The 20,197-nt window shown below is 44.2% G+C and carries 13 protein-coding genes and 1 tRNA gene; 5 read left to right on the plus strand and 9 right to left on the minus strand.

Annotation, left to right across the window (positions count from 1 at the left end; all coding sequences use genetic code 11):
* The first annotated feature begins 182 nt into the window (after positions 1-182).
* Complete coding sequence (locus C5749_RS09435; RefSeq protein ID WP_105725462.1) at positions 183-1,193, plus strand: energy transducer TonB; 1,011 nt, start codon at positions 183-185, stop codon at positions 1,191-1,193.
* Between the two features lie 10 nt (positions 1,194-1,203).
* On the opposite strand, the gene C5749_RS09440 is transcribed toward C5749_RS09435, so the two are convergent.
* From C5749_RS09440 to C5749_RS09480, 9 genes are all read right to left on the minus strand, one after another.
* On the minus strand, positions 1,204-2,571 hold the full coding sequence (locus tag C5749_RS09440) for a hypothetical protein (protein ID WP_105725464.1): 1,368 nt from the start codon (positions 2,569-2,571) through the stop codon (positions 1,204-1,206).
* A 40-nt stretch (positions 2,572-2,611) separates the two neighbouring features.
* Complete coding sequence (locus C5749_RS09445) at positions 2,612-3,772, minus strand: glycoside hydrolase family 88/105 protein (protein ID WP_105726970.1); 1,161 nt, start codon at positions 3,770-3,772, stop codon at positions 2,612-2,614.
* 169 nt (positions 3,773-3,941) lie between these two features.
* Positions 3,942-4,388 (minus strand): ferritin-like domain-containing protein, encoded by a 447-nt coding sequence (locus tag C5749_RS09450; protein WP_105725467.1) that lies wholly within the window; start codon positions 4,386-4,388, stop codon positions 3,942-3,944.
* A 66-nt stretch (positions 4,389-4,454) separates the two neighbouring features.
* Positions 4,455-6,155 carry a pectate lyase gene (locus C5749_RS09455; protein ID WP_219847959.1) on the minus strand — a complete coding sequence of 567 codons (1,701 nt, stop codon included), beginning with the start codon at positions 6,153-6,155 and terminating at the stop codon, positions 4,455-4,457.
* Between the two features lie 88 nt (positions 6,156-6,243).
* Positions 6,244-7,791, minus strand: coding sequence for a DUF4957 domain-containing protein (locus C5749_RS09460; RefSeq protein WP_105725468.1), 1,548 nt, complete (start codon positions 7,789-7,791; stop codon positions 6,244-6,246).
* A gap of 20 nt (positions 7,792-7,811) precedes the next feature.
* The gene (locus tag C5749_RS09465) at positions 7,812-9,617 is read right to left on the minus strand and encodes a RagB/SusD family nutrient uptake outer membrane protein (RefSeq protein ID WP_105726972.1); all 1,806 of its coding nucleotides are present in this window, start codon (positions 9,615-9,617) and stop codon (positions 7,812-7,814) included.
* A gap of 10 nt (positions 9,618-9,627) precedes the next feature.
* A complete protein-coding gene (locus C5749_RS09470; RefSeq protein WP_105725470.1) occupies positions 9,628-12,804 on the minus strand; it encodes a SusC/RagA family TonB-linked outer membrane protein in 3,177 nt (1,058 codons plus the stop codon).
* A gap of 326 nt (positions 12,805-13,130) precedes the next feature.
* On the minus strand, positions 13,131-15,857 hold the full coding sequence (gene acnA / locus C5749_RS09475; protein ID WP_181151330.1) for an aconitate hydratase AcnA: 2,727 nt from the start codon (positions 15,855-15,857) through the stop codon (positions 13,131-13,133).
* 106 nt (positions 15,858-15,963) lie between these two features.
* Positions 15,964-16,035: transfer RNA gene (locus tag C5749_RS09480), tRNA-Arg, on the minus strand.
* Positions 16,036-16,202: 167 nt separating this feature from the next.
* Between C5749_RS09480 and C5749_RS09485 the strand changes: the two genes are divergently transcribed.
* From C5749_RS09485 to C5749_RS09500, 4 genes are all read left to right on the plus strand, one after another.
* Positions 16,203-16,835 carry a peroxiredoxin gene (locus tag C5749_RS09485; RefSeq protein WP_105725473.1) on the plus strand — a complete coding sequence of 211 codons (633 nt, stop codon included), beginning with the start codon at positions 16,203-16,205 and terminating at the stop codon, positions 16,833-16,835.
* Between the two features lie 58 nt (positions 16,836-16,893).
* On the plus strand, positions 16,894-17,208 hold the full coding sequence (locus tag C5749_RS09490; RefSeq protein ID WP_105725474.1) for a thioredoxin family protein: 315 nt from the start codon (positions 16,894-16,896) through the stop codon (positions 17,206-17,208).
* A complete protein-coding gene (locus C5749_RS09495) occupies positions 17,189-17,446 on the plus strand; it encodes a DUF6952 family protein (RefSeq protein WP_105717828.1) in 258 nt (85 codons plus the stop codon). Before C5749_RS09490 ends, C5749_RS09495 begins: the two co-directional genes overlap by 20 nt.
* A gap of 397 nt (positions 17,447-17,843) precedes the next feature.
* Positions 17,844-20,189, plus strand: a complete 2,346-nt coding sequence (locus C5749_RS09500) for a PIG-L family deacetylase (RefSeq protein ID WP_245893691.1) — start codon at positions 17,844-17,846, stop codon at positions 20,187-20,189.
* Positions 20,190-20,197: the final 8 nt, after the last annotated feature.

A 20,197-nucleotide genomic window follows, 5' to 3' on the forward strand; every position in this document is an offset into this window, starting at 1 on the left:
ATTGATAAAAGTAGGATTGCTTTTCAAACGGTATCTCGGAATCGGAGCTTGTGCATATGTGACAAACACGATGTGGAAAATACAAAAAGATGATTAACTTCATAATTATTTGGGCCCCTATCTCTTTATACAATTATTTTTTCTATTTTTAATGAAAAACCAGCATACATAGATTACACGATATGAAGCTTCTGAAAACCGATTCTTATAAATTTGCATTGTTATTATTGTACCTCTTTTCAGCCCCCCTTTCCAGAGCGCAGGAAACGATTGTATCCTATGTAACCAAAAACGGCGGTCGTACCGTACACAAGGACTCAGCAGAATATACCAGCATACTACGCATCAAACCAAACGAGCAGGGACTATATGAACTTAATGACTATTATCAAAACGGCAACTTGAAGCGCCATGGTTGGGTAAAGACACTTGACCCTATGCGACTGCGCCTGGAAGGCTTGGTTGAGACCTATTATGATAGCGGATCGCTGGAGGCGACCACCTATTATTCCGACAATAAGCGGATTGATACGGCCCATCGCTACTACGAAAGCGGCACTTTAAAAGAAATAAAGGTCTATTTAAAACCACAAGAAGGACAGAAGCGACCAGCATGGGATGGGACAAATAAGCACTTGCTCTACTACGCGGACTCCACAGGTAGCATACAAGTGCAGGATGGCAATGGCAACATCGTGCTTCCCCACGACAACGGCATCGATTTTGAACAAGGAATGTACAGAGAAGGCCTACGGGAAGGTCGCTGGGAGGGGTCGTTTCGAAAAGGGAAATACCGCTTTGAGGAATGGTACGAGAAAGGAATCGTTACCCGAGGCGTTAGCACCGATAGCATCGGAACAACGCTTCCTTACAAGGAAAGAGATGTCCAGCCAGAGTACCCAGGCGGTGTAGAAAATCTTAGGCGATTTGCGGCGCAGCATTATCGTTATCCAAAAGAAGCTGTTCGGGCCCGTGTAAAAGGGCAAGTCATCCTTCGTTTTGTGGTTGATACAGCGGGTAATCCAACAGATTTTGAAATCGTAAATGATCTGGGATACGGCACCGCAGACGCGGGTATTGAAATGCTCAAAAAGTCAGCAAAATGGTCGCCGGGCTATCAACGGGGCGTTCCGGTCCGTGTGGCCTACACACTACCGATTACATTAAATAGCGGTCCGCGTCCCCCACAGTAAAAGTATAAATTTAGATTCCGTCCCACGAGCGGTTCACCATCTGTTTCCATACATCTTGCATCCGCTTGTAGTAATGTCGCTGCGGTTTATACAGCTCAACTGCACGCCGCTGCGCAGCCTCTGCTTCTGCGTAAAAACCGACTTGATATAGCAATTTTGCGAGGATGTAGTGCGATTGTCCGCGATCTGGGAGCAACGCAATGGATTTACGCATCCAACGGATGCCGTCGAATAATGTCTCCGGATCATCTTTCCCATAGCTCAGTAGTTGATTCGCCCCATAATTTAAACGATCCACCTGGACTTTTACGTACCGTGGTCGCTGCTTATCCAACCAGTTCTGGAAACGTAGATTTTCGAGGCTGTCCAAAACGAATCCTCTTCTCGCAATAGGCACATTTTTGTTGTTGGCGTAGTCCAATTTCGCTAAGGAATCCTGGTCTAGGCGATAGAAATAAGTGTTGTAATAATTCCGTGCGTAGGAGCAGTACAGCACGGTATCCCGAGAAAACTGCAAATACTTCATCGGATAATAGCTTCGAGCCATATTACCCCGTAGATGATGTGACTGCCAAGTATTCGCAACGCGGTTTCCTAAGTTTTGGGCCAAAGCAAAGTTCTTTTTATCCAATGCCTCCCGAAAGGTTTGACGCTGTATGCGTCCGTTTATCTCTTTGCGCGTGGGGAGGGGCAAGGTCGCGTACAGACTATCCACCATCTTGCGGTTGGTATAAGCTAATTGATAAGTCGGGCTATCATATGACGGTCCGCAACGCAACAGAAATACCACCGTTTCAAAATTATTCAATTCCTGCACCGTAAGCCCGGAGAGATAATCATTCAATACCTGCTGATTGGTATACTGATCAAAAATATAGTATTGTTTCAGTAACTTCCGTAACAACGATTGGTTGCGGAAGCCTTTTTTATATTGCTGTATTAGCTTTCCCATCGTCTCACCTGCCGCAATGGTTTTTGCAGAGTCAATCAGTTTCAGCAAGGTATCTTCCTGTTTGATTTGCTTGTTATAGCGCAATAGCGGATAGCCATCTTTATCGGTAAAGAGATATATAGGCGTGGGGAGATGATACGTCTTCGATAGGGGATGGTTGAAATCATCTTGTGCAACCCGTACTATGCCCGAAACGAAAGCCTCCCGGAGGAAATCTTTCGTTTTCTTTGATACCGTTAAACGATCATAGGGAGAAAACTGCGCGCTACGCTGATGCACCACAAAGAACATAAGCTTATCTTGTTCCTTCGCTTTCGCCAATAAGCTTTCATAGCTGATATGCGTTGAAAAATCGGATTGCGCTATTGCTGGGAAGACAGCAAACTGAATTAGAAAGAATACGATAAAGACTCTACAATCAACCATATATTAATAAGCTTAGTTATACTTATAAAGATAACTAATCCTACCGATCCAGCAGTACACTCGTCATAATAAAAGGTCCAATGGCTTTAGGGTCATTATCGCGGATCGGCTCGGAAATATAGTACGCAAAGCTTCCATCCCGATAGTTCTTTTCACCGCCCAATCCGGCCACCGAACAACAATCGGTGATCGATAAAGAGCCGTCTGCTTCTGTCTTGACGAACCGTTTTAAATACTGATCATATGCCTGTTCTCCTTTTTTTAAATACCCCTCATCCAAATAGCCTTTTTGCGCGCCTTTGATCCACGTATAAATAAACATAATGGAGCCCGTTGATTCCAGATAATTTCCTTCTCGCCCTCCTAAATCGGTGACTTGATACCACATTCCCGTTTCCGGATCTCTGAAATTATCGATCGAGGCGGATAATTCCTGTAGGATGTTAATAATGGCTGGCCGATCTTTATGATCTTCTGGTAAAAAATCCAAAACGTCCACAATAGCCATCATATACCAGCCTATACTACGCGACCAAAAATGAGGGGATAAACCCGTTTCCGGATCTGCCCAACGCTGTTGCTTGCTTTCGTCCCAACCATGAAAATACAGGCCTGTTTTAGAGTCATACAAATATTTCCGAACGTCCACAATCTGTAGAGCGACATCATCAAATAACGCTTCTTCGTTATTTTCTTTTGCATATTGCGCCAAAAAAGGTCCGGCCATATATAACCCATCCAGCCATACTTGATGCGGATAGACTTTTTTATGCCAAAAGCTTCCATCCTCTGTACGAGGATGCGTGCGCATCTGTTCTCGTTGAAGGTCCAAGGCGATTTTAAACCTTTTCTCTTTCGTCCTTGCTAAGATAGGGAAGAGAATTTTGCCGGTATTAACGCGGTCTATGTTATATTCCAGCGGTCTGTAGGTCTTAATCGTTCCATCGGTATTCACCATCGTATCGGCATAATCATACACATATTCGTAATATTTAGGATTATCCGTCTTATCATAAACTTGTAATATAGACTGCATCACCAAACCATGGCAATAGTTCCATTTCAACGTTTTTGAAAAATCAAGCATCCACGCTTCAGGATTACGCTTCATCTCCGAGTCTGCCATCTGAACATAGGTTTTTTGACCAAAAGTTTGTAGCGCTAAAAAAATAGAAAATATCGTTGTGATTAACTTCTTCATCTGAACAAGGTTTATATCTTTATTCGGTTTAATTAATATGCTTTTACAAAATAAGTATTTGATAAGTAAACACATAAGAAATAATATAAAAAAACAGTGCAAACGTTATCGGCAACGTTTGCACTGTCCATACGCTATAGCGCGTGATTATTATTTTTCTTTATAAAAACTATTCGGCGCTGTCGCGTAGCGCTTTAATTCTGTCGTGGGAGACTCTGATCTGCGCAGCCTGGTCCAGTACTGTTTCCAATGTCTGCCCACTCAAATCACCACTGTCCATCACCTTTTTATAAGCGGCCTTGATAGCGTCTTCACCACGTTCTGCTTCTTCTAAAATGCTTTTCCGATCTTTCCCTCCAAATAGTGCTTTTACATCTATCCAAGCGCGATGTAGCGCTCCCGCCACGCTCTCATCATCTTCATCCACGTCGGTACCATGTTGGTCGGCTAAAACAGTAAGTTCTTGCGCAAAACGTTCGCTTTGTGCTGCCGACTCTGTGAAGATGTGATTAAGGTCCGCATTTACAGGCTCTAAATCTTCCAATGCTTTTCTAAACCCTAGTGTACGATCATTGTTGATCTCTATTAAATCCTTTAAGTGTCTTATCGCTTTCATAACATTCTTCTTTTTTGATTATATGGTATGAACGGATTAAAGGGGAAATAGTTTCGGAATTGGATTTTAATATAACCCGTTCACCAAGCTATTGAAATACACCTCGATATTATCATACACCTCACTTAAATCTCTTCCATTAGCATCCGGTACATTGGGATTGAGATTATTCGCAATTTCCCACGCATCAGGCATGCCGTCTCCGTCGGTATCTGTTGGGGGTGTAGCCTGTTCCAGCATGGGCCAGCCACCCACATCCGTCTGTGAGTCGATGATGCCCGCATAGCCCGTTTTCGAGCCGCTGTAGGTTGCTGTGCCATCACGCACCTCTTGCACCACACGCGCGTCTACGGCATCACGTTTATAGGAAGCCCCTGCCTTCTCCAACACAACATCGAAAGCTTGTTCGGCAGTATGTTCTACTGATAACGCTAGGTGTGGAAAGGGCTGTTCAGCCTGCACAGCTGCTTGCGCAACACCTCCACTTAAGTCTACCCCAGCCCAATTGTTTTGGGTGACGCCGTCATGATTCCACATATAATTTCCTTCAATAAAAAACACACCATGCCCAGGCGCGTATTCAGCAGAACTCTCATTAGAAACCTGCATAATCCGACGTGGATTATTACGTGTGCCCGGTCCCGGCTTATAATAATTGTTTACCATATTGTACGCCCCGTTTTCTCCTCCATAAGCGGAGTTGGCGCCCCAGTTATAAATAACATTATTGCGATAGTCTACTTGATCTTTGCCAACAGGGCTCATGCCACCGGTGCCCGGACGGTTACCGCCATCGAAGCGTGGATTCCGACTGTTATGGTGCGCAATCAAATTATGGTGAAACGTGGCTCTATTGCCGCCCCAGATAGCGCCGTAACCGTGATCGTTTTTATTGTGAAAAGATTGATTCAGGCTTTCCGATAGAATGCACCACTGCATAGTAAAATCCTGATTCGCATAAAATGAAGAACACTCATCGATAGACCAGCTCATGGAGCAGTGATCAATAATAACATTCTGCTGATAGCGTCCCCACAAAGCATCCTGTTCATTTTGAGTCAAGTCGCCCATTCGGAAGCGCATGAATCGCACAATCACATTGTCAGCAGCGACCGTCATTTCATAGTCCTGAATACAGATGCCATCGCCGGGCGCTGTCTGACCGGCAATGGTAAGGTCGCCATTATTGATATTCAGCCGCCGCGTCAATTTAATATTTCCGGACACCTCGAAGACCACAATACGCGGTCCAGAGGCTTCGACCGCTGCCCGTAAGCTTCCCGTTCCGGCATCGTTTAGATTGGTCACCTTAATAACCCTACCTCCACGACCACCTGTCGTCATTTTGCCATAACCCTCGGCCCCCGGAAATGCAAGAGCAGGTTCGGGCTGTTCCTCTTCTGTCGTGGTAAAAGTTTCCACGAGTCTGTTGGAGGTAAAAGACGGATTGATCTTATGGATGGCGCGCAAGCGGGCATAGTAAACCGTCGCCGGCGCTAATCCACTAAATTGCACCTTAGTCTGCTGTGTTGTATCGGTTTTAGCCACAACCTCTGAAAAGGAGCTGTTCGTACCGATTTCCAGAAAATAACCATCCGCTTTATCGACAGCGTCCCATTCAAATATAGCCGATCGCGCATCCGCTTGGACAACAAAATTGCTAGGCGGAAGAAGTACTTCGCCAACCTCGTCTTTGATATCTTTGCCACACCCCGTTAAAACCCATAACGAGTAGAAGCATACTAAGGTAAGAGCTATACTCTTCACCCGGACGTTGATTTTAATTATCATAATAAGAACTAAGAGAGAGCCGTGTCGAAAACCGCGACACGGGACTCTGTACAAAAAGTGTCGTTTATCTCCAACGCGCGGCACCAACGCCATTTAATTTCAAATCCAAGTTATTCACCGTGAAGTCTCCTTCTTCTGGATTCGTGAATTCAGGGTTTAAGGATGTATAATTCCCGGTGTCATTTTGCGCGTTCGATACTGAACTTGCTGTGAAATTTGGTGCGTTATGATAATTATTTCCCGACAGCGCGGTGATAGTAGTCGCTCCTTGATTCGTATAATAACCTTCGCTTCCAACAATTAGGTTCTTTGTGAACGATATGCTATGGTTTGCATGGCGAATATATAGATACCGCCTTGAGTTGTTGCTAACGACATTATAGAACGTGTTTTGGCTAATAGTAACCTGACTAGACACGCCGGGGAAATTTGTAGACCCATCACTATCCATACGGAATAGATCTCGGGCAGCAGCACTATTATAGACGGTGTTATTTACAAAATCAAGTTTATCGGCCATGCCGTGTCTGAAGTCAATAAAATCGCCACCGTCGCATTCAATATTATGGATGACGTTATTTCTAAAGGTTACCGATAATACCCTTGCCTTCTTACTTGCGTAGAATATGCCTTTTACATAATTTTTCACTTCACAATCTTGCATCACAAAATCGCCATATGGGCTTTGTAGGTCGTCATCATTGTATATGACCGTCTGATCTGACGCACCGCCCGTCGCGTCAAGAACCAAATCTTTCAGTGTCAATCCCGCATTATTGGAAATCCGCAAAATAGCTCCTTGTATAACGGGTTTATCGTTAGGTTTATACCCCTGCAGTGTAATTGTTTTTTTGATTGTCAAGTCATCGTTTACAATATATGCTCCAGGCTCTAAGGCTAATATAGCACCTTCCTCCGCTGCTGCAACAACCGCAGCTAAATCCTCTTCTGGTGAAATTTTGATCACTCCTTCGCCCAGTAAGGTGGTAAAGGAAATAGTGCCACGTGTCTTCTCGCCATTTTTAAGTGTCGCCGTGTAGGTTTCATCGCTAAATAGGCCTGTAATCGTGACAGAACCGGCGTCCACTTCTGCTGGTGTCACCGTATGGCGGATGTCTCCCGGTGTTAAGATAATTTCTGTTGCCATTTCTCCCGATGGCCAACTAAGGGTAACGGATTCTGCTGTAAGTGTCTCGGCGTCAATTTCATTAAAAATCTGTTCGGTATCTGTCGTAAAGGTCGCACTGATCCACTTAGATTCGTTTATGGCTTCGCCAATAGCCTGTACACGAACATAATAAATTGTCTCCCCTTCCAGCCCGGAAATGGTATACGGAAGCTGGTCCATCGTAACACCGTCAGCTGTTGCAGCTGCCGTTCCCGAAAATTGTGCATTATCGAAAATTTCTATGTTATAGGATTCCGCATTGCTTACACGCCTCCAATTCAACCGGACATTTGTGCGGTCCACTATCTGGGCGGTTAATTCCGTCGGCGACAGCGCTCGATCGAGATTCAGTTCTGTAATTTCTTGCAAGAGGTTTTCTTTACAGGAGGATAAACCTAATCCTACTATCATTGCGGAAAACCATATGATATATTTACATTTCATGATTTCAACGTCTTAAAAGGTTAATTTAAATGATCGTTATTCAATAAACCGTTGGAGTTTTCGATAAAAAACTGCCATATAGGCCAATACTGCTGTTTATTCGGATCTTTACCTAGGTAAACCAATGCATCCCATAATGTATTGGCGTCACTGCTACCGACCATTGTCCAAGTTTTGCTCTCTCCGTAATTCAATGCCACACCTTCGGCATCGGTGTCTCCAAAGTTTAAACCGTAAATGGTAATCGTTTCGTCATCCTCATTGGTTTGGTAATAAATCTTTTCAGGAAGGTTCGCATATTTTCCTGTCCGATTTTCCAATTGCTCCAGCTTTTCTTTAGCCTCAGCAAGTTTGGTGCCGAGCAAGTTCCAACGGATGAGATCCCCTTTACGCAACATCTCTCCTGTAAACTCTAACGCGCGCTGATCAACAATAGCATTAAAGAATGCTGTTTTCGACACCGTTGCTTCGGCAAGAAGATTCTCCGCTTTTGTAGCATTTGTTGGGAAAGCCCGATCCAATATCATTTTCAAATAAGGTGCGGCCGCTTGTGGACCATCCAGCTCGTTAACAGCTTCGGCAGCCATCAACACCACGTCGGCATAACGCATATACATCCAGTTTAAACCGTCGTCATTTGTCGAGGTAACACGTCGTCCCATCCATTCGTACCGATATTTACCGAAATATAAGCGCCCCAGTGAAGAAGGTACTTGGAATGCGCCAGCATCGGCCATATCCCCCGCGCGATCCCACTCATAGGGAACGACAGATACAAAACGTCGTGCATCGTCTTTGTCAAATTCGTACAGCATAATTGGATTTGGTCCTACGGTACCTCCACGGTTTTGGCCCGTATATTGACTCGTCTTTAAATGTCTGACACCTAAATCAAAAATGACCCGACCCCGTCCTTCACTAAAAGGAATCTCCCACATGGACTCACCACCTGCTGCTAGATTTTCTTGATTAAAACGACGGAAAACTTCTTCAAACCCTAATAGTTGCTGTGTATTACTGTTGATGATGTCCAAACATTCTTGTTTAACCAACGCATACATTTTTTCGTTGGAGAGATCCGGATCTAGACTTAACCGCACCGTTCCGTCTAACCGTTGTGCATATCCTCCTGCAGCTAATGCTAAACGAGCACGAAGGCCTTTGGCAAATGCTTTGCTCGCACGCTCTACAGAAGAGGTTTTAGACGATTCATTCGGCCAAGGTAATAAACTCGCCGCTTCGTCTAAATCCGCCAATAATTGTTTATAGATCGTATCCCGGTCTGCCCGCGGCAGATACGTCGTTTCCGAGTTTATAGGCTCAAATCGTGCTGGGACATCGCCCCATCCTTTAATTAAATCGTTATACAATACTGCCCGAAGAACGAGCACTTCACCCAAAATCTGCGCCATCTGTGCATTCGTCTCGACTTCGCCATAGGTACGTAAACCCCGTATCGCCATATTCGCCCGTTCAATTCCTTCATAGAATTTTGCATAGGCGTTATTGTCCGTATTCATTTGTCCGTTATCAAAATTGGTATTATAATTCCCCAATCTCGATTTATCGTCATCTATTGCCTTGAGAGAGTTGTGGACCTCCACGTCGGTGTTGGTACCGTAATAGACGAGATATCGCCCACGATAGGAATTCGTCTCCCCAAACGACTGGATAATTCCCGGAATAATTCCTTCTGCCAAGCTTGGCGAAGAAAAAATAACCGATTCGTCCAAGGAAGACTTTGTCGGTGCTTCCAATATATCTTTACATCCTGTCACCGATATAACCGCCGCTGCCAGCACTGCTATGTTTATAATTCGCTTCATTGTTTTCAAATTAAAAATTCACATTCAAACCAAATACAAAGGATCTGCTTTTCGGATAAGCCGAGTAGTCTACACCCGGTGTTAGCGATGTTCTCCGTCGTGTGGAGACTTCGGGATCAAAGCCACTATAATTGGTAAACAACAAGAGGTTGTAACCAGATGCATATATCCTCAGATTCTGTATTTTCAGTTTCGAAGAAATAGCCTGTGGTAACGTGTATCCAATAGTTGCGGTCGAGAGACGTAAGAAAGAACCATCTTCCACGGCCCAGTCCGTAAAGGTGAATGAGCGCGTGTACGGCGACCACATGGTGGTATTTGCATTCATGGCTTCCAATTCCGCCGGATCGTTACTGATCGTTCCGTCGGGACGGAGGTTTGTCCAACGAGATCCACTGGCTACTTCACCGATCATGTTGCGCGAATTATACTGGCTGGTCGATGTATATTCAATTTTATTGGCGTTGTAGATATCATTTCCATAACTCCAGGTAAAATAGGTCGCTAGATCAAAATTGTAAATCCGAGATGTGATCGAAAAACCGCCAGTATGCAATGCATTTGCATTTCCGATGATGGTTCGGTCCGCAACGCTAACTTTGCCATCGCCGTCTAGATCGTTTATTTTCATCGAACCGGGACGAATTAAGCCAACAAGTTCTCTTCCATCCACTACACCGTCCTTCAGAATCCATTGGTTGGACGCAGCGTCATACCTATCGAAATCGGCGACTTCATATCGGCCCGCACTTTGATACCCGTACATCTGCCCAATAGGCGCACCTACTTCTACCATATAATCTGTTCCGATAGCCGTGGATGCCCAACCCGCGGTTCCTGGAATGTTGTCAATCGCACCCAAACTCAACACCTTGTTTCGGTTAAAAGCTATATTCGCATTGACAGAAAGATCGAAATTTGTTTTCTGTACGAGCCTTCCATTCAGAGTAAATTCTAACCCTTTATTTTGCGTATTACCCAAATTACGGTATTGCACGTCGTAGCCCGTTCCGGCAACGGGAAAGGCAATAAGCAGGTCTTTCGTTTTATTGTGATACGCATCTATTGTCCCACTCAAGCGGCCACTCCACAACGTAAAGTCCAAACCTATATTACGGGTAACCGTTGTTTCCCATTTCAGATCTGGATTCGCCATCGTCTTGGAGGCCGCCCAATAGTTATCATAACCATTCACCCAGTTCGTTGTCGAGTTATTAAAGGTCTGTACAAGCAAGCCGGGAGGAATACGGTCATTTCCCGCCGATCCGTAACTCGCCCGAAGTTTCATGTCGGTTAGCCAGCTTTTCGCATCTGACAGGAATTCCTCGTCAGACAGACGCCAAGCACCCGATATAGAGGGAAAATAACCCCACCAGTTGTCCTGGGAGAATTTTGATGAGCCATCTGCCCGGAAGGTAGCGCTCAACAAGTATTTCCCTCGGAAATCGTAATTAGCACGTCCGAAGAAAGACAAAAGCTTTACATCCGGAGAGAAATTATTATCCACGGAATTGGGAACGCCTTGTGTTGTCAATTTCCGCGCATCTTCAAAAGAGAAAGATTCGGGAAAATTGTGAATAGCATTAGTCAACACCTGATTCTCGGTAAATATATATTCTTGGCCAACCATCATATTCAACTTATGGTCATCGCCGATCATATCATCCAGGGTGTAGGTAGCCGTATTCGTATTTCGCCAACTATTGCGGTTCGTATTGGTTAAGATGAGTGCTGGCTTATCCTGATAGTCTGCTGCAGGAACATTACGCACATAATAGGTCGTGCCGCCGTAAAACCGATCCTGATCGTTCCGGTAATTGTCGTAGCCAAATTCGGAACGCAAACGCAGGTTCGATAGCACCTGATAGGAGAGAGCTGCATTTAAGTTTATCGTTTTCCGTCTGTAATACTGATCGTTATCGGAAATAGCCACAATTGGACTGTAAAGATTAAAATCGTCATCTGTTTCTGTTGTCGTCGTTAGGCCCGCTACTGGAAAAGGCGGATATAACATGGAGTACTTCAATCGAGAATCGGCCGAAGAGACCTCATTTTGCTCATTCATACCTCCTCCATTAACCTGTGTGTCCGAATAGCGTGCGCCGATATCCAATGTTAAGCCATCGTATAACTTATGGTTCAACTTAAAATTCGCATTGTGCCGTTGGAAATCAGACATCTGCATAATCGCGCGGTCCTTTACAAAGCTATGGCTTACACTAAACCGAGTTTTCTCTCCACCTCCACTGAGGTTCAGGTTTTGATTATAGGTTGTTCCTGTTCTTCCAAATATAATCTCTTGCCAATCATTCGGCTCGACGTTAGCGTAAAGGTCAATATCCTGATAATTTCCAAAATATTTGGTGTAATTTTCAGGTTTGTTTGCTAAAAGCGAATGTTCGTATTGCCAAGTAACATAATCTAACGGGGATAACACTTCAAGTTTGTTAGCCAGATTCCGAGAACCGGTAAACGCGTTGAAGCTAATTGCGGTTTTCCCCGAGGTGCCACCTTTGGTGGTGACAAGGATTACGCCATTTGCACCGCGGGCACCATATATCGCCGTGGATGATGCATCTTTTAAAATGTCGATAGACTCAATGTCCTGTGGTGCAATGTCCGCAATCGAGCTAACTGGAAAACCATCGACAATATACAAGGGTGAGTTGTCTTGCGTGATAGAGCCCCCACCACGCACCCGGACGGTCAGCTCTGCATCTGGCGAGCCTTCGGTCGTATTTATATTCAAACCAGCCACACGACCCTGTATAGCTTCCAAAGCCGAGGAAACTGGCGCGGCAGTAATGGTTTTTGCATCCACGGATGCAACTGCCCCCGTGAGGTCCTTTCTTCTCACCGTTCCATAGCCGATAACAACAACTTCCTCTAGTCCCGAGGCGTCTGCTTCTAAAGTGACAGAAACCCTATCGCCTGACGAAACTATGCGCTCTTGTTCAGTATAGCCGATCGACGTAAATACCAAAGCTTGGTTATTTGACGAAACAGAGATGGAAAAATTTCCGTTATCGTCGGTACTGGTTTCTTGGTTTGTTCCTCTCACCTTTACCGTCACCCCAGGCAACGGCCTTTGGTCCTGATCAGAAACCGTACCCGTAATAGTTCGCTCCTGTGCAAAAACCCCTTGAGCGAAGAAGAACATCAGCATTAAAGCTTTTAATATCCTCATAATAATTTGAATAAATGATTTAAACTGGTTGCATAATAATAAGAACGATAATCTCTTTTTGATTATGATACTTGTATTTCTTTTTTGGATTTTAAACAGATTCAATTGGTCTAAACATCAAGTTCTCCTATTTGAAAACGTATGCTTATATCTTGTTAGCGTTAATATCCTATTGCAATTATAAGGTAATGCAGGTAGTAAAACAGAATAAATAGAAATAAAAAATCACGCAAACGTTGCCGGCAACGTTTGCAGGACAGTACAGGACAGCTGTTCGTAACGATTTGAACCAAACGACAGCATATAAAATATTCGATAAGGTTAATTTAGCGGCTTAAATAACTTCTTAAAACATATTGGAGAATGCCGCCATGCTTAAAGTATGCTACATCGATCGCCGAGTCCAGTCTTGCCCTGGCATCAAACTCAATCACTTCTCCGGATGCTTTAGTTGCGCGTACTTTTATCATCTTAAACGGCTTCAAATCGCTCGCAAGACCGGTTATGCTGATCTCTTCCTCTCCGGTCAATCCCAATGACTCGGCGCTTTCTCCGCGAGGAAACTCTATGGGAAGTATGCCCATTCCTACCAGATTGCTTCTATGGATTCTTTCAAAGCTTTCCGCGATTACAGCGCGAACCCCCAATAAACTTGAGCCTTTTGCCGCCCAGTCCCTTGAGGAACCGCTTCCGTAGTCCTTACCGGCCAGAACAACCAATGGCGTACCATCTACTTTATATTTCATCGCCGTATCATAGACGGTCAGGGTTTCGTTCGTTGGAAAATATACCGAATAGCCGCCTTCCCGATCTGTAATCTTGTTTCGGATGCGTACGTTAGCAAACGTTCCTCGCATCATGACCTCGTGATTCCCTCGTCGAGAGCCGTATGAATTAAAGTCTTTCTTTTCGATCCCTTTGCTCAAAAGATATTTTCCTGCCGCACTCTCCTCATTGAAAGAGCCCGCCGGTGAAATGTGATCGGTTGTCACAGAATCGCCTAGATACAGCAGAACGCGCGCGCGTTCGATTTCGGTAGGGGGTAACGGCTCGGTCGATAGGTCATTAAAGAAGGGAACTTCCCGGATATACGTAGAATCGTTGTCCCAAATAAATTCCTCACCTTCGGGCGCTTCGAGTTTTTTCCACTCTTCGTCGCCGTCAAAGATGACATCATACACCTCTTTAAAATCCTCTTTCCGCATCGCTTCTTTGATCGTACGGTTGATTTCGTCCGGCGTCGGCCAGATATCCTTTAAATAAACCGCGTTCCCATTCGGGTCGTAGGATAGCGGATCTTCCATAAGATTTACATCAACGCGGCCGATAAGGGCATAAGCGACAACCAACATAGGAGACATTAAAAAATTCATTTTCACCTGCGGGTGCACACGCGCTTCAAAATTTCTGTTTCCAGAAAGTACAGACGCCACGACCATTTCACTCTTATCGATCGCTTCGGCAATATGTGTAGGCAATGGCCCACTATTGCCGATACACGACGTGCATCCGTAACCCACCGTATGGAACCGCAACGCTTCCAAATCGGTGGCTAAGCCAGAACGTTCCAAATATTTTGTGACAACCTTAGAGCCAGGTGCCAAACTTGTTTTCACCCACGACCTTGTGCGAAGCCCTTTTTCCACTGCCTTCTTCGCTACCAGACCTGCGCCTATCATGACACTGGGGTTGGATGTATTGGTGCAGCTGGTAATTGCCGCAATGACAATGCTACCATCGCTTAAACGGTATTCGCCATTTTTTAACTTGATTTTCACGCTACGGAGATCGTCGGTTTCTATTGCTAGGGTTTCTCTATGCTCATCCGTCGCCTTCTGAACATATTGGGTCCCCGATCCACCTTCATTTAGCCAAGCATGCTCCCTGCGGTCGTCAAACGCTACGTAGTTTCGTTGGAAATCCTTGTCGAGAATTGTTTTGAACGACGCATGGAGCTCGTTTACTAAAATTTTATCCTGCGGTCTTTTTGGCCCGGCAACAGTTGGTTCTAGGGTACTGAGATCCAACTCCACGATTCTGGAATATTCAATATCTTCGCTTCCTGTCCGCCAAAGCATATTTTCCTGACAGTACTCCCTTACTAAGTTAATTTGTTCGGACGATCGATTGGTACGCTCCATGTAGTCCAGCGTTTGATCATCTATAGGAAAATAGGTTACGGTACACCCAAATTCCGGAGACATGTTGGATATGGTTGCGCGATCGGTAACCGTCAATTTATCTAAACCATCACCAAATACCTCCACGAATTTACCGACCACGCCGGTATCCCTTAATATTTTGGTTATTGACAGCACCATGTCGGTAGCGGTACACCCTGCAGGAATCTCTCCAGTAAGTTTAAGCCCAATAACCTGCGGACACGTAAAATATATGGGTTGGCCCAACATCGCGGCTTCGGCTTCGATACCGCCGACACCCCAACCAAGAACGCCAATACCATTAATCATAGGTGTATGCGAGTCCGTTCCAACCAACGTGTCAGGGAAAGCCCAGCCGTCGCGTTTTACCACACCTTTTGCCAAATATTCCAAGTTGACCTGATGACAGATACCCATTCCGGGCGGCACGACGGTTAAATTCGCCAAGCCTTGTTGGGCCCATTTCAATAACTGATATCGTTCCGCGTTGCGCTCGTATTCTAATTTCACATTTTCCTGATAGGAATAATCTGTTCCAAAATAATCTACCTGTACAGAATGATCGATGACAAGATCAACTGGAATAGCCGGATTGATCTTAGTACCATCTCCGCCTTTTCGGACAAACTCTGCCCTGATAGAGGTAATGTCAACGACAGCTGGTACACCCGTAAAGTCTTGCATCAATACCCGCGCCGGCTTGAAAGGGATATCTTTGTCCGTACCGGCGGCATCCCAGTTAACCAGGGTGTCAAGGTGATCGTCCGTTATAGCGAAGCCATCATGGTTCCGTAAAACGTTTTCTAATAAGATCCGAATAGAGAAGGGGAGTCTATGGATATTCTTACCGCTTTCTTGAAGTTCTTTAAGAGAGGCTATTTTGTGTGTCATGATTTACGCTTTGCTCCTATAGATTTAACCCAAAAACAAGAGATTTGTTTAGAAAACGGAGATTATGAGTAAATAAAAAGGCCAACTAATAAAGTTAGCCATTCAGTAGCCCCGAGCAGAATCGAACTGCTATCAAATGTTTAGGAAACATCTATTCTATCCGTTGAACTACGGGGCCCGTTAATACCTACAAAATTAACTTTTTTTCTTTATTAATTTTATAATCATTAACTATATAATGTCGGATAATATTATAGATTTTAGCAATAAGTCATAAAGATTTTTGATGTTTTATTGACAATAAAAAGCCTACTTTTGCAGTACAAAAAGAAAGAAATATATATTATGAGTTTTACAGGTAAAAATTTTCCAAGCATTTCAGTTGACGCGATTGATTATTTAGGAGACAACTTCACGATCAACGTATTCGAAAAAGCAAAAGCAGAAAACAAAAAAGTATTGTTATTCTGGTATCCAAAAGATTTTACTTTTGTGTGTCCAACAGAATTGCATGCTTTCCAAGAGCTTTCGGAAGAATTTGCTAAAAGAAATACCATTGTCGTCGGTGCTTCCTGCGACTCTGCTGAGGTTCACTTTGCTTGGCTAAACACAGCAAAAGACAACGGTGGTATTGAAGGTGTGGAATACCCGCTTATTGCAGACACCAATCGTAACTTATCAAGCGTATTGGGTATCTTAGAAATGAAAGAAGTAGAGCATCCTGAATACGGTACTTTGGTGGAAGGTTCCGCTGTTTCTTACCGTGCGACTTATCTTGTCGATGAGACAGGTAAAGTATTCCACGAATCTGTCAACGATATGCCGCTAGGACGTAATGTAAAAGAATATCTTCGTTTAATCGATGCCTATACACACGTTCAGAAGCACGGAGAAGTTTGTCCGGCAAACTGGGAAGAAGGTAAAGACGCCATGAACGCCACACGAGAAGGCGTTGCGACCTACCTTTCTGCAAACTAGTTAAAATAAACAAATCTCGAAAGGAGAGGTTCTCTCTCCTTTCTTAAATAAAATTATCATGTTACAAGAATTAGACAAAGACGCTCTACAGGAAATTGTAGAGAATAACGACACCGTCATGGTACAGTTTTCAGCATCTTGGTGCGGGAACTGCCGTATCATGAAACCGAAATTCAAAAAATTAGCGTCGGAAAACGACAACGTTTCATTCGTCATCGTTGATGCGGAGAAGTTTCCTGAATCCCGAAAACTTGCAAATGTAAATAACTTGCCGACTTTTGCGGCATTTAAAAATGGTAAGTTAGTCAACCAAGTACAAACAAATAAAATTGACGGATTAATCGATTTATTAAATGAAGTTACCAGTAATTAAGCATCTTATCGAGTTTATAGAGCAGAACGATGCAGATTTCGTATTAGAAACCATCGAAACATTGGAGGCGCTTACAGAAGTTCCCTCTCTCAAGGATGAAGAACTTGATGTGATAGGCGAATTGATCTCCAATATGTATGGCGCAGTGGAGGTAGATAAACTGATTAAAAATGGTACTCCTAAAAAAGAAGCATTAAACGGATTTATGCAGCGAGTGCTCGGTTCCATCGATAAATAGGGATACGCGGCCTGTTTATAACTTCTTCTATGTGGAAAAGTTTTTTATCGAGAAGAGAACGATTCCTATTATTTAATCCTAATTTTACTAGCACTATAAGGTTACTACTTTAAAACTATCGACTGTTCCCGTTTGTTTTCAAATTTGTTGGGTTGATTTGGGAGTTTTAGACAAAAGGATTTTTAATTGTTGGTAAAAGGAATCAGCTGTGTTCTGATTCCTTTTATTTTTTCCGCTGCTCCCTTGCTTCACGGCTTTTTTATCGCAGAAATATTGCCTATTTTTAGGCACTATGAGACGATATATTATCTGCATTTTCCTTGCATCTTTTTTTGCTTTTCATTTTTCTCTAGCTCAATCTACATTTACGGGTAGCTCGGCAGACATTCAGCTGCAGATGGAACGATTGAATGTTCTTGGCTCTGCTTTATATTTTGCCGCGCATCCTGACGACGAGAATACGAAACTCATATCCTATCTCGCTTCTGAACGTAAAGTCCGCACAGCTTATCTTTCATTGACACGTGGTGACGGCGGCCAAAACTTAATCGGTACTGAGCAGGGCATCGAGCTAGGGTTAATACGCACGCAGGAACTGCTACAAGCCCGAAAAGTGGATGGGGGAGAACAGTACTTTTCTTCTGCATTTGACTTTGGCTTCTCCAAAACATACGACGAGACTTTTAGGTTCTGGCAAAAACAAGCGGTGCTACGGGAAGCTGTATGGCTTATCCGAAAATTGCAACCCGACGTCATTATTACACGCTTTCCACCCGATGAACGTGGCGGACATGGCCATCATCAAGCTTCCGCCATACTCGCGCATGAAGCTTTTATAGCCGCAGCTGACCCTAAAATGTTTCCAGAACAGCTCGTTGAGGTAAAACCCTGGCAGGCTAAACGTTTACTCTGGAATACAGCTAGTTTTATGCGTCTTCAAGGAGATGATTCCAATCGACTTCGCATCGACATTGGTCAATATAACCCCTTACTCGGCAAATCCTATGGGGAACTGTCCGCCGCCAGCCGTTCACAACACAAAAGCCAAGGCTTTGGCTCGGCAAGTACCAATGGCGTCTCGCTCGAAACGTTCGAAAACGTCGACGGTTCGATAGCAACTGAAGATCTGTTCGACGGTATTGATCTGACGTGGAACCGCGTTCCTCATAGCGAATCCATCCAACTAGCGGTCCAAAAGCTATTGTCGTCTTTCAACGCGAACAAACCGCAGCTTGCTATTACGCAACTCGCCAAAATATGGCATGAAATACAAAAATTAGAAGACACCTATTGGAAAGAAAGAAAGAGCAAAGAGGTAGAAAACATTATGCTCGCCTGCGCAGGAATAAAAATTGAAAGCCTTTCCCCAAGATTACGCGTAGTCGACGGACAACCGATCGCCTTTCAAACGGAAGTCGTCGTACGGAATCCCGAGGTCCACGTGGAACTTTTACGCATCAACGATACTAAAATCGAACAAACGCTTCCTATAAACGAAGTGACGACCTTTGAACAGGTTCTTCCTCCAACAGCAATCACTCAACCGTATTGGTTGCGCAAACCCCACACACTTGGCAAGTTTGACGTTGATCCGGAAAACTTCGGTTATCCCATGAATCCCGATTTACCTGCAGCCCACATCCATCTCAAAATTGCCGACGTCCCCTTTGTTATACAAACCCCAATACAATACCGCTATGTCGACCCCGTGAGGGGAGAGTTGTACGAATATGTGGAAGTCGCACCGACGATTACGGCTGCTATCGACGTCAATAATCTGCTTATTCAACAAAATGAGAGGAAAACGCTACATGTGACATTCCAGAAGCGGGGTAACACGGAAAAAGAAACACAAGTCGATATACATCTTTCTTCTAAGGGATGGAAAATATCACCCGAAAGATTGACTTTGTCTTTCGCTGACGGACAAAACATCCTTTCCAAAACATTGGAGATAACTAACGCCAATGCTGGACAAAAAGAAGCGATATTAAGCTTCGTGGTCGACGGGAAAAAATTGAAGGAGATCCGCGAAATTACACACGACCACATTCCTCGGCAAACATGGTTTCCCGACACCGAAGTAAAACTGAACCCTATTACGATGGTTAATCCTGTTAAAAGGGTAGGCTACATCATGGGCGCGGGAGATCTCGTTCCGGAAGCTTTACGAAATATCGGTACCGCGGTCGATATACTCGATATCACCAAAATCAGTTCGAGCGTACTACAACAATACGACGCAATTGTATTTGGTGTGCGCGCCTTAAATATGAATACACGGATTACGCAGAAACTGCCTTTGATTTATGACTACATCCGGGAAGGCGGCGTAGTTTTAATGCAATACAATGTAAATTCCAGATTGCAAGAAGAACACTTTTCACCTAAACCGGCGCCGTTCACCATCACCCGCACCAGAGTAACAGAAGAGGACGCGAAAGTCACTTTCACCGACCCCCATGATCCTGCGCTAAATTACCCGAATAAAATTACATCCAAAGACTTCGATGGTTGGGTGCAAGAACGAGGACTTTATTTTGCAGAAAACATTGATCCGCTTTACCAAACGCCACTCGCGATGAGCGATAAGAACGAGCCCCCACACACTGGATCTTTACTCATATATCGAATGGGAAAAGGGAAATTCGTGTATACTTCCCTATCTTTTTTCAGACAATTACCCGCCGGAATTCCCGGGGCTAATAGATTATTTGTAAATTTGTTAGCAAAAGAAATATAGATATAACT

This window comes from Sphingobacterium gobiense (assembly GCF_002980575.1).
In the GTDB taxonomy this organism is placed as follows: domain Bacteria; phylum Bacteroidota; class Bacteroidia; order Sphingobacteriales; family Sphingobacteriaceae; genus Sphingobacterium; species Sphingobacterium gobiense.

Excerpts from the sequence above, each read along its gene's own strand:
- C5749_RS09450 (WP_105725467.1), bottom strand. The coding sequence starts at position 4,388 with ATGAAAGCGATAAGACACTTAAAGGATTTAATAGAGATCAACAATGAT.
- C5749_RS09465 (WP_105726972.1), bottom strand. The coding sequence starts at position 9,617 with ATGAAGCGAATTATAAACATAGCAGTGCTGGCAGCGGCGGTTATATCG.
- C5749_RS09495 (WP_105717828.1), top strand. The coding sequence starts at position 17,189 with ATGAAGTTACCAGTAATTAAGCATCTTATCGAGTTTATAGAGCAGAAC.
- C5749_RS09485 (WP_105725473.1), top strand. The coding sequence starts at position 16,203 with ATGAGTTTTACAGGTAAAAATTTTCCAAGCATTTCAGTTGACGCGATT.
- acnA (WP_181151330.1), bottom strand. The coding sequence starts at position 15,857 with ATGACACACAAAATAGCCTCTCTTAAAGAACTTCAAGAAAGCGGTAAG.
- C5749_RS09500 (WP_245893691.1), top strand. The coding sequence starts at position 17,844 with ATGGAACGATTGAATGTTCTTGGCTCTGCTTTATATTTTGCCGCGCAT.
- C5749_RS09445 (WP_105726970.1), bottom strand. The coding sequence starts at position 3,772 with ATGAAGAAGTTAATCACAACGATATTTTCTATTTTTTTAGCGCTACAA.
- C5749_RS09470 (WP_105725470.1), bottom strand. The coding sequence starts at position 12,804 with ATGAGGATATTAAAAGCTTTAATGCTGATGTTCTTCTTCGCTCAAGGG.
- C5749_RS09490 (WP_105725474.1), top strand. The coding sequence starts at position 16,894 with ATGTTACAAGAATTAGACAAAGACGCTCTACAGGAAATTGTAGAGAAT.
- C5749_RS09440 (WP_105725464.1), bottom strand. The coding sequence starts at position 2,571 with ATGGTTGATTGTAGAGTCTTTATCGTATTCTTTCTAATTCAGTTTGCT.
- C5749_RS09460 (WP_105725468.1), bottom strand. The coding sequence starts at position 7,791 with ATGAAATGTAAATATATCATATGGTTTTCCGCAATGATAGTAGGATTA.
- C5749_RS09435 (WP_105725462.1), top strand. The coding sequence starts at position 183 with ATGAAGCTTCTGAAAACCGATTCTTATAAATTTGCATTGTTATTATTG.